The sequence below is a fragment of the Ruegeria sp. AF5 genome, from assembly GCF_056541905.1.
In genome coordinates this window covers 93,917-107,950 of the sequence record NZ_JBQFYZ010000008.1, presented here as the reverse complement: position 1 = coordinate 107,950, position 14,034 = coordinate 93,917, and the positions used below count along the sequence as shown (strand labels likewise).

The 14,034-nt window shown below is 56.0% G+C and carries 13 protein-coding genes; 4 read left to right on the top strand and 9 right to left on the bottom strand.

Going from position 1 to position 14,034, the window contains the following annotated elements; genetic code table 11:
* Positions 1–168 precede the first annotated feature (168 nt).
* Together ACR0DS_RS13145 and ACR0DS_RS13140 are read right to left on the bottom strand one after the other, a co-directional pair.
* On the bottom strand, positions 169–879 hold the full coding sequence (locus ACR0DS_RS13145; protein WP_480483491.1) for an MOSC domain-containing protein: 711 nt from the start codon (positions 877–879) through the stop codon (positions 169–171).
* On the bottom strand, positions 880–1,422 hold the full coding sequence (locus ACR0DS_RS13140) for a MarR family winged helix-turn-helix transcriptional regulator (RefSeq protein ID WP_480514547.1): 543 nt from the start codon (positions 1,420–1,422) through the stop codon (positions 880–882). It abuts the gene before it with no gap.
* 86 nt (positions 1,423–1,508) lie between these two features.
* On the opposite strand from ACR0DS_RS13140, the gene ACR0DS_RS13135 reads away from it, so the two are divergent.
* From ACR0DS_RS13135 to ACR0DS_RS13120, 4 genes are all read left to right on the top strand, one after another.
* Positions 1,509–2,258, top strand: coding sequence for a hypothetical protein (locus ACR0DS_RS13135; protein ID WP_480559036.1), 750 nt, complete (start codon positions 1,509–1,511; stop codon positions 2,256–2,258).
* 56 nt (positions 2,259–2,314) lie between these two features.
* Positions 2,315–2,839: a redoxin domain-containing protein gene (locus ACR0DS_RS13130; RefSeq protein ID WP_480559034.1), complete on the top strand. Its 525-nt coding sequence runs from the start codon at positions 2,315–2,317 to the stop codon at positions 2,837–2,839.
* A gap of 343 nt (positions 2,840–3,182) precedes the next feature.
* Positions 3,183–3,968: a phosphodiesterase gene (locus ACR0DS_RS13125; protein WP_480559032.1), complete on the top strand. Its 786-nt coding sequence runs from the start codon at positions 3,183–3,185 to the stop codon at positions 3,966–3,968.
* A 3-nt stretch (positions 3,969–3,971) separates the two neighbouring features.
* On the top strand, positions 3,972–4,841 hold the full coding sequence (locus ACR0DS_RS13120) for an EamA family transporter (protein WP_480559031.1): 870 nt from the start codon (positions 3,972–3,974) through the stop codon (positions 4,839–4,841).
* Positions 4,842–5,133: 292 nt separating this feature from the next.
* On the opposite strand, the gene ACR0DS_RS13115 is transcribed toward ACR0DS_RS13120, so the two are convergent.
* Genes ACR0DS_RS13115 through ACR0DS_RS13085 form a run of 7 tightly spaced genes read right to left on the bottom strand, consistent with a single transcriptional unit; the run spans position 5,134 to position 14,004 of the window.
* Positions 5,134–6,498: an aminotransferase gene (locus ACR0DS_RS13115; protein WP_480559029.1), complete on the bottom strand. Its 1,365-nt coding sequence runs from the start codon at positions 6,496–6,498 to the stop codon at positions 5,134–5,136.
* Positions 6,491–8,065 carry a trimethylamine methyltransferase family protein gene (locus ACR0DS_RS13110; protein WP_480483505.1) on the bottom strand — a complete coding sequence of 525 codons (1,575 nt, stop codon included), beginning with the start codon at positions 8,063–8,065 and terminating at the stop codon, positions 6,491–6,493. Before ACR0DS_RS13110 ends, ACR0DS_RS13115 begins: the two co-directional genes overlap by 8 nt.
* Entirely contained in the window at positions 8,062–10,128 is a 2,067-nt protein-coding gene (locus tag ACR0DS_RS13105; protein ID WP_480559027.1) for an FAD-dependent oxidoreductase, read from the bottom strand. Before ACR0DS_RS13105 ends, ACR0DS_RS13110 begins: the two co-directional genes overlap by 4 nt.
* Positions 10,129–10,188: 60 nt before the next feature.
* Entirely contained in the window at positions 10,189–11,250 is a 1,062-nt protein-coding gene (locus ACR0DS_RS13100) for an ABC transporter substrate-binding protein (RefSeq protein ID WP_480559024.1), read from the bottom strand.
* Positions 11,251–11,267: 17 nt separating this feature from the next.
* Positions 11,268–12,365, bottom strand: coding sequence for an ABC transporter ATP-binding protein (locus ACR0DS_RS13095; RefSeq protein WP_480559022.1), 1,098 nt, complete (start codon positions 12,363–12,365; stop codon positions 11,268–11,270).
* The gene (locus tag ACR0DS_RS13090) at positions 12,362–13,150 is read right to left on the bottom strand and encodes an ABC transporter permease (protein WP_480483513.1); all 789 of its coding nucleotides are present in this window, start codon (positions 13,148–13,150) and stop codon (positions 12,362–12,364) included. Before ACR0DS_RS13090 ends, ACR0DS_RS13095 begins: the two co-directional genes overlap by 4 nt.
* Positions 13,147–14,004: an ABC transporter permease gene (locus ACR0DS_RS13085; RefSeq protein ID WP_480483515.1), complete on the bottom strand. Its 858-nt coding sequence runs from the start codon at positions 14,002–14,004 to the stop codon at positions 13,147–13,149. Before ACR0DS_RS13085 ends, ACR0DS_RS13090 begins: the two co-directional genes overlap by 4 nt.
* Positions 14,005–14,034 lie beyond the last annotated feature (30 nt).

Genomic DNA, 14,034 nt, shown 5'->3' with positions numbered 1-14,034 from the left:
CCGACAACCGGAACCGATATCCTAACTGCGAAAGCGGAACGTTCACTGGAAACTTCCTGGCTGATCAACCGCCAGAAATTCATATAGCCCCTTGACGTGCCGATGTGCACCGCGCTGGCGACCTGCCCATGTCTTCCAACAAACATGCTGAAGTCTCGCAGTGGGGCCTTAAGGCGATGTGTTCGACATGCTCCCCAATCTCGCGCGCGTATCTTCTTTTACGTCGCCCATCGCCATGCGCGCAAAGGCTTGCCGCCAGCCAGGGGCGAGGTCCGTCAGATTTGCGAGGGCTTCGGCATCCTTGCGGGAAACTCGTCGTGTCAGTCGGGCGCGGGTCACGTGCTGCACGCTCCAGTCCGGATTGCGCCTTTCAATCAACGTTATTCGATCTCCTGCTTCGACCTCGCCGGTTTCCAGAACACGGTAGTACCACCCAGTGCGACCCGTTTTCTGAAACAGGTAGGGCATCCTTTCATTTCCGGTGTGCAGTCCCAGTTTCCAGCAGGGCTGACGGCCCTGGCTGATTTGAACGATTGCCGTGCCCAGCCTCAGGATGTCGCCAATGCACAGATTTTCCTCGGTCAAACCGGTTGTTGAGATGTTTTCACCAAATGCTGCGGGCTCTGCGCCGGGGGGCAGCTGCCCTTCTCTCTGCCAATCCGCATAGTGATCCTGCGCATAATGGTGAATGGCTTTTTCTGCACCGCCATGCACGGTCAGGTCCGCCTGTGCATCATCTGAAAATCCAGTAAGCGAAATGACCTGACGGCCAGACACCCGATCCTTCTGAATGGCAGAGGGCGGCTTTGCCTCCCAGCGGTTCGTGACACAACCCAGGAAAATGCCACCTATTACTGTCGATAGTTCAGGAAGGGTCATTCAGGCCTCTTTGTGTTCAATACATATCTTTTCTTCTTCGCCACGCTCGAGGCTCACTTCCAGCAAGCTGCAGAAGCCATTTTTCTGACCTTTCTTATGATAGGCGCAGGTCATGCATTTCCCGAACGAGTGACCACCGTTCGCGGCCAATGCCAACATCAAGCTCTGAAGCAGACCATCCTTGAGAGACACCTGAACGCTGGAGGGCAGATTGCCGATGGCGTCAGCAATCGGATTGGCCTCTGTCAAAACAGAGGCGCCTGCCTTGGACAGCTCGTACGAGATCGACCGCTGGTCAGATTTTTGCCGGTGCTCGGCAGCGTATCCCTTGCGCACAAGCGCTTTCAGTGTCTGGGACATCGTTCCGCGGGTTGTCCCAAGGTACTCAGCGACATGTGACGGTGAACGGGAAAACTGATTTGCCTCGGAAAGGTACTCCAGCGCCGCCCTTTGTGTCGGGTTCAGGTCGCCCGTCCAGCCCGCAGCGGAATCTATCCGGGCAAGACGGTTGATAAGGATACGAATACTGTGGGCGGTTCTCATGCCCAACAAGTAGCGAGTCGAAATTAAAGTTGCAATATGTTTCTCCGTTTGGTAGCGAGTCGATATCACTTTACCGGAGATAAGAAATGACACTCACCTGGAAATCACTTGCTGCAGTTGTGATCGGAGCTTCGTCCGCCGTCGCAGAAGGCGATCACGCGGTACATCAGGAGGGGGCTGTTGTCTCTCCCGCTGATGTAGCCAAGGTGGCCGACTTTGACATCCTTGCAGCGCATGCGCATCGCAACGGCAATACCATTACGTTCCACATGACCACCAATGGTACTGCCGGGGCATCGGTGCCGGCAGGAACCGGGGCAGTAGGAGGGTCAGACGTCTGGTCCTATGTGTGGCCTACATCCCTGGATACGTCTGCAGTAGGTTTCGAAGGCGGCGCCGGCATCTTGGCAATGGCTGCAACCAGCCACCCGGATTTTGACGACACCCCGCTGTTTGATGAAAACGGCGATGGCGACCCAGCCAACGACGGTATCGAATGGCACAGCCACTGGGTTGTTCTCGCCCCGACCGAAACTTGCGGCCCGGGCGCCCTTGCAGTGCGCGATATCCCTGAAGGGACGACGCCTAAGCTTCCTGCAACCTGGCCTGGATTCCCAATCTTCCTGGACAGCCCAGGGTTCACACCGCTGTTCGATGGTCCGGAAATTCAAGTCAAAGCCGGATTTTCCAACGACGTTCAGTTGGAAGGCATCGCTTATGATGGCGTAACCTCTGCTCTGCGGGTAAACGCCAACATTCACGCTCCGCTATTGTGCGTCACGGATGTTTTCGACATTGCCTCGGGCGACCTGAGCCTACCGGGCAAGCTTCAGTAACGATGTCAGCCGGTCGTCTCAGGCAGGCGGCCGACCTCTGAACAGGAGAGATCAATATGCAAGCACCTGAACTGCAGGTCAGTGAATGGTTCAACACTGACAAGAACTTAAAGCTTTCGGATTTCCAGGGTAAGGTTGTCGTCATTGAGGCTTTCCAGATGCTATGCCCAGGCTGCGTCATCCATGGCATCCCTCTGGCACAAGCTGTGCGGGAGCATTTTTCCAACGAACACGTCGCCGTAATCGGGTTGCACACCGTTTTCGAACATCACGACGCAATGACGCCGGTATCACTGAAAGCCTTTCTTCACGAATACCGCATCAGGTTTCCTGTGGCGGTCGACAAACAGGGCACCGGGCCTTTGCCGGAAACTATGGCGGCATACGGAATGCGCGGCACGCCCAGCCTTGTTCTATTGGATCAGTCAGGCAGGATTGCGGCACATCACTTTGGCCAGGTCTCTAAGCTGCAGCTGGGTGCGGAGATTGGAAGCCTACTTGCCAGCGAGGCTGCCGCTGTGGACGCAAGTCGGCAACCCAGCCAGGCCAGGCGTTGTGATGACACTGGCTGCGCTGTGTGAAACGGCGGCATACAGAGGGCAAACCTAAGCGTATCTACCTCCTCGGCGTGCGCGACATTGGTTCTCAATTTTCTCAGCTAAGCAAGACTGCCCAGGTTCCACATGTTCGTTTAGGCACGGTACCGCGCCCGTTTCAGACTTGCGTACCCGCGACAGCAATACGGCCGGATTATCTGGACTACGGCTTCACATCATTTGGGGGAAGATTCGCGAACTCTGTCGTGTTCGACTGCAAACCTTGTCGCGTATGAGCGAGTGAACCCAGTGAATTTCTTACTAAATCCGTGTGATCGGCAAACTTCGTCGATACCTTGTTTCTTGCAATACTCGGGGAAAATGGCTGATGAAATTCATTCAAATCACTGACATACACCTCGTCCGCGACTCCGGCCCGCTAAACGGCGGCTTTCCATCCCAGCGGCTGGACGCCTGTTTGGACGATATCCTTCGGTGGCATTCCGATGCGGCGTTCTGTGTCATCTCTGGCGATTTGGCTGAATTTGCTGAGGATGAGGCCTATCGGGCGCTCAAGGCGAAACTGGCCGCATTTCCGCTCCGCTCTTTTCTGCTGATTGGAAATCACGACGACCGAACTGTTTTCCAATCGGTCTTCCCCGATCATCCAAAGGATGCCAACGGGTTTGTCCAGCATCGGTTCGAAACGGATGAGGGTGTTTTCTTGTTTCTCGATTCAACCAAAGACGGGCGCGATGTGCATGAAGGGCAGCTTTGCCCTGCCCGGCTGGACTGGCTCAGGCAGCAACTGACCCAAGCCGAGGACAAGCCAACCTATGTGTTCCTGCACCACCCGCCCTTTGACCTTGGCATTCCCCTTGTGGACGAGATCAGGCTGGTCGAGGCGGACGCCTTTGCTGACGCCCTCAAACACGGGCGCAACATTCGGCATGTGTTTTACGGCCATGTGCACCGCATGACCTATGTGAACTGGCGTGGCATTCCATTTACCAGCCTGCCCAGTCTCAACCATCAGATTCCGTTGAATGCGGCCAGTGTCGATGGCGAGTTCTGCGACGAACCTCCGGCTTACGGTGTCGTACAGATCGCCGAGGATCAGCTGACGGTGCATTTCAACACTTTCCTGCAACGTAACCCATTGCATCAGACCTGAGGTATGGAAGCCTATTGGATCGCATTGGTTCTGGTTTCGGCGGCAACCCACCCATTGCGCGACCTTACGCTGAAAGGGGTTGCGCATCCGGTGTCGTGCTATGTTGGAGTGTCTCTGACCTGGGTGATCCTGGCGGCGGTTCATACGCTGGTCATGGGTCAGGAATTGAGCCTGCCACTTGAGACCTGGCCCTTTGTCGCAATCTCAGCCCTTGGGTTGACCTTCTACTACTACGGCACATTGTCGGCCCTGAGACGTGGGAACCTGTCGGTTTATTATCCGATTATCCGTTCGTCGCCGATTGCCATTGTCGCCTTCAGCTGGCTGGCCCTTGATCAGCATTACTCGTGGTTCACCCTGCTGGGGATCGCATTGGTCTTGGTGGGCAGCCTGATGATTCAGAAGTCGCCTGGCGGGCTGCTGCATGATCACAAAGCATTCGCGCTGGCAAGTATGGCGATGCTGGGATCGGCCGCTTATTCGCTAAGCGATGCCCAAGCGATGAAGCTGACCAATCCGGCACCTTTCCTGTTTTTCACCTATTTTCTGGTGACACCCCTGCTTGCTGGCATCAGAGCCTGGGAAGATCGCCACTTGTCAGCCCCGTTTCTGGGGGTCGTGCGTGGCTGGGCGCAGGCACCGGTGCGGATCGCTTTTGCCGGGATTGCGTCCTATCTGTCTTACCTGTTCATCCTGACCGCATTCCAGCTTGGGGCCGAAGCCGCCACAGTCAGCGCGGTACGGCAAGCATCGATCCCGGTTTCAGTGACCCTCGCGGCGATCATCTTGAAGGAATCCCGTTTTCTGCACCGTATCGGCTGGGCAAGCCTGATCGCATTGGGAATCCTTTTGATTACGCTGTCCCGAAGTTGAAACGGTAGTCACTGTCTTGACGCGCTACGAACTCGTCCTTCGTTTACTGGCCTTGTTTGGGATCTCTCTGGACGTAAATAGCCGGTCCTGTAATGGCCGAGCACGACAGAAGCAAACGACTACACTGATGATCCGAAACACTCCATCACTGGAGCCGACGTGTGGATGCCATAGTCGCTCGGGCAGTGCAAATACGCCAACTCCTTGACGGAAACGAATTTGGCAAAGCCTAAGTTCGAAATGCCGCTACGGTATCCGATCTCCAGATTTTCGCAGCGACAGCCTGCAACAGTCACCGGCCACTGATCCTGCCGAGCCACTCGGATGTCGCTTCTAACCCTTGTCGCAGAATAGCAAACATATGCTCGATTTCGCTTTTTGTAATGATGAGGGGCGGTGAAAGAACACACATGTTGATCACGGGTCGTACAAGCAGACCGCGTTTCTGGCATTCCATATCGATACGACCGCCAATCTCATAGTCGCGCCCAAGCTCGCTCTGGGGATCGCCATCGACTGAGCACTGAACACACCCCATCAATCCCATCCCACGCGCATCGGCCACAATGTCAATCTGGCGCAACTGCTGTAATTGATCCTGAAAAACCGGGCCGACTTTTCGAACGTGTTCGAGTATCTTTTCCCGCTCGAAAATCTCGATGTTTTTCAACCCGGCAGCCGCGCTGACCGGATGGCCCGAATAGGTGTAGCCATTCGAAAAGGTGGCATCTTTTCCCGCAACATCCGCTATCAGCCGATCTGAGATAATCGCGGCCCCCATCGGCGCATACCCGGATGTCATCCCCTTGGCGCAGGTGATTATGTCGGGCTGAATGCCAAAGACAGCCTCGGAAGCGAACCAATGACCCAATCGGCCGAAAGCCGTGACAACCTCGTCTGATATATACAGGACATCATACTTCCTGCAGATGTTCAGGCAGCGTGCGTGATATCCGATTGGTGGCACGATGACACCGCCCGAGGCCAAAACCGGTTCAGCGATAAAAGCGGCAACGTTTTCCGGGCCAAGTGCCACAATGGCGTTTTCGAGATCAGCAACTTTTTCGTTCAGAAAACTTTCATCGCTTTGACCGGGCGCGCGGTAAAGCGGGTTCACGTCCGGCAGGAAATGCGCCAGGTCGTCGGCCTTGTCGAGCCAAAGCCTGTCACGTTCTTTTCCACTGACGCTGGCTGCCAGATAAGTGCTTCCGTGATAGGCTTTTTGCCTTGAAATGATTTTCTTTTTCTCTGGCCGACCCATAAGGTTGTTGCGGAAATGGACAAACCGGATGGCTGTATCAACCGCAGTGGAACCGCCGGTTGTAAAGAAGACATTATTCAGATCGCCGGGCGCACGTTTGGCGATTTCGCGGGCGAACTGTGCCGCAGTCGAGTTGGTGTTGTTGAAGGGTGAGAAATAGGCAAGGTTCCGGGCTTGCTCGGCCATTGCTTCGGCCATTTCCGTGCGCCCATACCCAATCTGGGTGCACCACATTCCCCCCGGACCGTCGATCAGGCGAGCACCCTTTTCGTTTATCAGATGGATGCCGCTGGCGCCTTCGATAAAGGTGCGGTCGTTTTCACCCAAAGCCTCCATCCCTTCCCACGGGTGCAGGAAGTGGTCGTTGTCCCATTGCTTGGCGTTGGAGTTATCCATGGCGGGCCATGCTTTCCGCGCTTAGTACAATAGGGAATTCTTCGCGCACCCGAGCGTCCAAAGCACCAAAATAATTAGGAAAATGGCTGTCGAGGATGGAATTCGCCTTGTTGCGGGCGCGGTCCAACAGATCCGTTTTCCCCTCATTCTCCCAAGTGTCCGTACGCTCGCGGTCCATCAGCTGTGGGTAGACAAATTCGCTGTTCATATAGCTCAGCGTGTGCGGATTGCCGAGGAAATGACCCGGATCTATGGCGCATTGGTGAATCACATCCACCGCCATGGTTTCATCAGTAACCTCTATCCCACGCAACGATCGCAGGATCATGCCGCCCGCTTCGTCATCGATGACCATGCTTTCAAAGCTGCATCCCATCAGGCTACCGATCATGCCACCAAACTCGCACAGGCGATTTGCACCAGCATGCGCCGCAAGGGTAAAGGTCAGCGCCTTTTCCAACCCGTATTGCGCATCAGGTATTTTTGCATCGGTCATACCTGCACCCACCGAGGTAGGAAGGCCGTAAAAGTTGCCCATCTGAATTGCTGCGGCACCGATCAGCGCCTGTTCGCCGCTGCCGCCAGTAAAAGACCCGCTGCGCAAGTCCGTAATGAAGGGCCAGGCCGCAAAGCAGATGGGGCAACCCGGCGTGATCAGGTTGACGATGGCAACGCAGGCAAGTGTTTCGGCCACGGTCTGAACCAGCGTTCCCGCAAGCGTCGCAGGTGCCGTGGCCCCGGCTTGAGGTGGCACGGCCAGATCGACAGTCAGGCCAAGTTTGGCGGTATCAATCAGGATCTCCATATTTTCCTTGCCGATCCGTAAGGGGGAAACAATGGGGCAGCCGCCGAATATGACGCTTGGCTTTTTCAGGAAAGCCCCCTCGCCCCCTTGAGCCAGATCAAACATGCGAATGGCATGTGGAATGTGGCTGCGGTCGCGGAACGTCAGGCAGGCGGGTTTTTGGCTGCCCGCAAGCATGGCATAAATGGTGTTCATGTCATGGGTGAAGTCATCGGTCACATCCGTCGCCAGAACCGTGTCGCCCAGCATGTGGATGTTTTCCAAACGGTCGACCAGGCGGGTGAAATCATAAACATCACGCAGAACCGACGGACGATAGGTTTTGGATTTGGAATCGAATGTTGTCACGGCGGTGCCGGAATTGGCAAAATAGACGCTTTCTGCCGTGCAATGCATGTCGTCCTTACCTTCGCGCTCCCCTCGGGCATAGACGTAAAACTCCTTGGCGGCACCTGCCAGAATGTCCTCCATCAGGGAGCGTGGGAAGCACAGCCGGTTGAGGTCACTCAGCACTGCACCTTTGGGAAGCACCAGCTCAAGCAACTCCGGGAAATGGTCGGTAATTCCGGTTTGTTCCAGGACGGTCAAGGCTGCATGATGGATGTTCTCCATATCGGTCTGAGTCAGCGGTCTATAGCGTCCGCCGCTCAGACCCCCGCGTACGGCTTCGTTACCCGTGGTCGTCTGTTGTACCTTCAGACGCGCTGCGCGCCCCCCGCCCCCGCGACGACGTGAACGGGGTGCTTCATTGGTGCTGTTCATGTTGCATCCTCTGCCAAATCAATAATCTCACGGCGAAACCAGTCTTTGTCTGCATCGGCCTTTGGGCGTTCGAAATCGCGGGCGGCGCGATGACCTGCAAAAACTGCGTCTGCGATCAGCCCCGGCGACGCGGCATCACCAATGAGGTCAAGGGTTTTCAAACCGGCTCCCTTCAGGCTGTCGAAAAGGGCGGTTTCACGCTGGCGCTCGGTCACCAGAACCGTTGAGGCGCACGGGATTTCAGTTTCGCGGTCGGTAAAGGCACAGCCTATCCGCACCGCGCCGCCCTGAACCGCCGCAAGCACCTGATTGCAGAGGATATCCACCCCCAGTTCGATCATGCGGGCCTGAATGCGGGACTGTTCCAATGTGTGAACGGCGTAGGCTGAAACCAAACTCTCAGGCGTGGCAAAAATGACCTGATATCCGGCAGTCGCCAATTTCTCGGCAATCACCCCCGCCAGATAGATGTGATCATCATCATAGATCATCACCGGGCCGTCCGGGGGCAGTACGCCATTCATGATGTCATCAGGCGTCAACACCTTGGCATCCGGCGTGAACCTAGGCAGGCAGCGTTGCGTATTGCGACCCACTCCATCGGCGCGCCAATGGCTGCCTGTTGCAACAAAGACATGCTCGATGCCAAGCTCGGCGACTTGTCCGGCTTCGAGCTTGCTGTCCGTGAACAACTGAACATTGGCCCGCTGTTTCAGATCGTTCAGGCGATAGTCAACCACCCGCGACCAGGCGGCGAGGCCTGGAAGTCTGCTTTCCCTGCCAACCCGTCCACCAAGTTCGGCCGAGGCCTCGGCCAGTGTCACATTATACCCGCGCCGTGCCAATTGCATCGTGCATTCCAACCCCGCAGGTCCGCCGCCGATGACCAGCACTTCTGCGTCGCTTTTTTTTGGCGCGATGATCTCGGGGTGCCAGCCACGGCGCCATTCCTCGCCCATCGTTGGGTTTTGCGTGCAGCGGATCGGAATACCCAGATTGTCCGACGACACGCAGATATTGCAGCCGATGCATTCGCGGATTTCGTCGATCCTGCCTTCCTCGATCTTTTTTGGTATGAAAGGGTCCGCAATGGATGGCCGCGCGGCACCGATGAGGTCGACAATTCCCTTTTTGACCATCGACAGCATCATGTCCGGGGACGTCAGTCGGCCAACGCCAACAACAGGTTTTCGGGTGATCTGTTTGACGTGGGACAGAAACGCATTCTGAAAGCCATCTTCGGGCTGGAAACGGGTCGTTGCGCTGTCATTGGACCAGTCCGCGACATTCACGTCCCACAGGTCGGGAAGATCGGCCAATAGCTCAACAACCGCGCGGCCTTCTTCTGCTGCCTGCATACCGTCGGCGCCCATCATCTCGTCAATGGCAAAGCGGAACGCAACGGCACAGCTGTCGCCTATGGCATCGTGGGTGTCTTCCAGCAACTCACGGGTCAGCCGCACACGGTTTTCAAGCGACCCCCCATATTCATCGCTGCGCTGGTTCATATGGGCCAGCATGAAATGTTGCGCCAATGTCATGTTGTGCCCGGCATAGACATAAACGATGTCAAAGCCGGCCTCTTTCGCGCGCAGGGCCGCGTCGCGGTGCCAGCGGCGGAGTTCCCGGATATCGGCCTTGTCCATGGCCTGCGCGTGCTTTGGTTGCGTCGTATCCACAGACATCTCGGACGGTGCAAGAACCGGAGCGCGGGTCAGCAGGTTTTGCGCGTGGTTGCCGTTATGAACCAGCTGTATGGCCGCCAACGCGCCATGTGCATGCACTGCATCTGTCATCAGCCGCAGCGCAGGCACATCGCGTGCGTCCCACAATCGCCCTTCGGGGAACGGGGACAAGTCCGAGGTCGGATGAATCTCGGTCTCCTGATTGGACACCACGGCCCAGCCACCTTCTGCTTTCATTCCCCGCACGGCAGCGTCCGCCCGCGGCCTGAGATGCCCCATCCCGGTGCAATGCGGCACCTGATAAAAGCGGTTTCTGGCTGTGACGGGCCCGATCTGGACCGGTTCGAAAAGCAGAGCATATGGGTTCGCGTTCGACATAATCACGCGTTTTCCTGTATTTGAGTTCCGGAGCCTTAAGGCTCCGGATAGTGGGTTATGTTAGAAGCCGGCTTTGATCCGCTCGAATTCGGCCAGCATCTTCGCCTCAAGCTCGGGGTTCACAGCGTCAAAGAACAAGCTGCCTTCGAAAAAGCTTTTGGGATCGGAGAAACCATAAGCATCGATATTGGCCTGATCGGCGATTTCGAACGCTTTTGCGTTGGAATGCGGATAGCCCCAGTTGTCGATGATGTACTGACCACTGGCAGGGTCCGTAAGCGCGTTCAAAAGGTCATAGACCTGATCGACCGGTGTCGTGGACGATTTCAGATGCACATAGCCACACGCCCAGGTCGCAATGCCTTTGTCCACATCACGCATCATGGCGGCGGGCACTTCGTTCCAGATCAGGTTCAGTTCGGACTGGTTCCAGGCCCATCCCATTTCGATCTCGCCACTGGTCATGGCCTGGTCAAACTGACCCGCGTCGGACCAGTAAAAGCGCATGTTCGGATGGATTGAGCGCAGGAAATCCGATGCTTCCTTGAATTGCTCATCACTCAGGTCGGTGTAGTCATCCGCGTTTCCGGTGGCCAGCGCAGCCAGGGCATAAGCAGACGATGCGGCATCCGGGATGGCGATTTTGCCTGCATAGGCCGGATCCGCCATCAATTGTAGCGAGATGTCATCCCCCGAGATCTTGTCGGTGCGATAGATAAGGCCTGTGTTCCCCCATTCGAACGGCAGCATATAAAGCTGGCCGTCCAGAACGATGGCGTCGACCTCTTTGATCTCGGGCAGCACATCCGCCCAATTGGTCAGCTTGCTTTCATCCAAAGGCTGAATCAGATCGGCTGCGACCCATTTTCTGACCGCGTCAGAACAGGGATGTGCCAGATCAGCGGTAAAACCGGAACTCAGCTTGGTAAAGGCTTCTTCCTGGCTTCCAAAATAGGAGTAGCTTGGCGCTTCATCCCCGTATTTTTCCATGTAGCCGGCAAAGAATCCGGGATCTTCATATCCCGACCAGTCAAAAACCGTCAGATCGGCGCCACCTGCACTGGCACTGCCTGTCGTTAACGCCGTCGCACATGCGAAGGCCGCAATTCCCTGAAGTTTCATTCTATCCTCCCTCTGTTTTATTCCGAGTTCGTACCAAGATCGATCACACTGGCCGCCTGAAGCCCCAGCCAAACGGCGTCGCCGCGTTTGAAATCGACCGTATGAAAATAGTTTGGAACCGAAACCGAGATTGGTTTCTCGGCCCCAGCCACCTGAATGTGGTAGTGAATATTCTCACCGTAGAAGGCGACGTTGCTGACAGTACCCTGAACCGTTGATGGGTAGTCTTCAGGCCGGTCTACAGCAATCTCCAGCTGTTCCGGCCGAATACCGATATTCATGTTTCTGGCGCTGGTCGCCACATTGGGGTTTCTCTCGATTTCCATCCGCCCGAAGGCAGCCGCATCGATTGACAACATGTCACCCCTTTCGCTCAGTAACCGGGCCGGCAATATGTTCATCTCACCGATGAAGCTGGCCACTTGTTGATCACAGGGACGGGCATAAAGCGTCGTTGGCGTGTCAACTTGTTTGAGTTGTCCGTTGAACATCACGCCGATACGGTCGGACATGGTCATAGCCTCGTACTGGTCATGCGTGACCATCACAAAGGTAATGCCAAGCGACTGTTGCAGATTGCGCATTTCAAACTGCATCTGTTCACGCAGCTTCTTGTCAAGCGCTGACAAGGGTTCATCCAAAAGCAACACCTTTGGCCGCATGATCAGCGCGCGGGCAAGCGCCACCCTTTGACGCTGCCCGCCCGACAACTCGCTTGCGCCGCGATCCTGAAGACCACCCAGTTCGACCATTTCCAAAGCTTCGGCGACGCGCTGGTCGATCTCGGCCTTGGGCGCTTTGCCCCGCAACCCGTAGGCTACGTTGTTCCCGACATTGAGGTGTGGGAAGATTGCGTAGCTTTGGAAGACCATGTTCGTCGGTCGGTTGTTGGCCGGCACTCCTTCCATATCCTGACCGTCAATCAGCACCTTCCCCCTGGTGGGTTCCTGAAAGCCCGCGATCATGCGTAAAACCGTGGTCTTGCCACACCCTGAAGGACCGAGGAGCGAAAAGAACTCACCCTCTCTGAGGTCAAGGTTTATTCCGCTCGCGGCCACAAATGTTCCGTAGCGCTTTTCGACGTCCCTGAGCTCTATGATGTTTCTGTGTGTCATCGGACCTCTGATGCGGATGAACGGCGGCGGAAGTATTCGGCCAGAACCAGAAGCAGAACCGAAGTCAGCAGCAGGATCGACCCCAGCGCCAACACATTTGGAAGCTTGGCGGGGAAACGGATCTGGCTCCAGATGTAAACCGGCAGGGTTGGCTGGTTGCCGGACAGGAAAAAGGCAAGGACGAACTCATCGAAACTGACGGTGAATGTGACCAAAACACTGGCTACGATACCGGGGGCGACGACCGGCAGCGTCACGCGGCGGAAGGTTTCGAACACACCGACGCCCAGATCGTAAGATGCTTCCTCCAGTGATGCGTCGAAGTCATCAAAGGCTGATTTCAAGATCGAGACAGAGAACGGCAGCGCGAGAAACGTGTGGCCCAGAATGACGGTCAGCAATGACGGCTTGAGACCAAGAAACAGAAACAGGACCAGCATTGAAGAGGCGACGATAATACCTGGGATCACCAAAGGCAGCATCACCAGACCTTCTGCCGCGCGTTGACCCCGAAAACGGTACCGAACGAAGGCACGGGCGGCGAACAATCCCATGGCGGTCGACAGAAGGGCAACAACAGTGCCGACAGCAAGCGAATTCCAAAGCGCCTGGATCAACGTGTCCTGCTCGCCCAGCTTCCGATACCAGTCCAGTGTCCAGCCCTTAATCGGGAACGCAACGATTGTGCCGCTGTTGAAAGAGAACAAAGGCAGGAACAAAACCGGCAGGTACAGAAACAGCAGATACACGAACGCATAGGCTGTCAGGGTCGTAGGACGTCTCATCTGATCCGCCTCCCCAGCCGTGTGGCGGACATGACAAACACGATGGCCGCAAAGCCCACCGACAGCATTGCGATTAACGATAGCGTAGCCCCAAGTGGCCAGTTGTTGGCGGCCCCGAACTGCACCTGAATAAGATTGGCGATCATCTTCCCATCTGAACCACCAACCAGAGCCGGGGTCACATAATCACCGACTGTAGGGATGAAGATGATCAGGCAAGCAGCAATGATACCTGGGATCGTCAGCGGCAGCGTCACCCGCATAAAACGTTGAAAGGGGCTGTTCCCAAGATCTGTTGCAGCCTCAAGAAGGCTCGGATCGATCTTTTGCAGTGAGACATAGATCGGCAGGATCGCAAATGGTGCCCAGGCATGAGCGAGCGTCAGCACGACTGCGAATTCGTTGTAGAGCAGGAAGTCGAGAGGTTCGCTGATCAAACCCAGCGCAAGAAGCGCAGAGTTCATCACTCCATTGAACCCCAGAATGAGCTTCCAGGCAAATACGCGCAGCAAATAGCTGGACCAAAACGGTATGGTGATCAGTAATAACCAGATGGTCTTTTTCTGGGCCTTCATCGCGATAAAATACGCGATGGGATAGGCCAGCGCGACGGTGACTATGGTCACCGCTCCGGCAATCCAGATCGACCGAAGCATCAGGTGTCGGACCAGCGGATCCGCAAACGCATCGCTGTAATTCTTCAGCGTCGGTGTCTTGTCGAGCGTCACATAGGTTTGGGTCCAGAATGAATAGGCAATCAGGATCACCAATGGCGCCGCGACCAGAAAGCCCACGTAAGCCGTGGCTGGCGCGCTAAGGGTATATCCCCGGGACGCTTCGCTGCGAAAGATCACCCAACCTCCCTTCCCGCAATTCACGAGTCA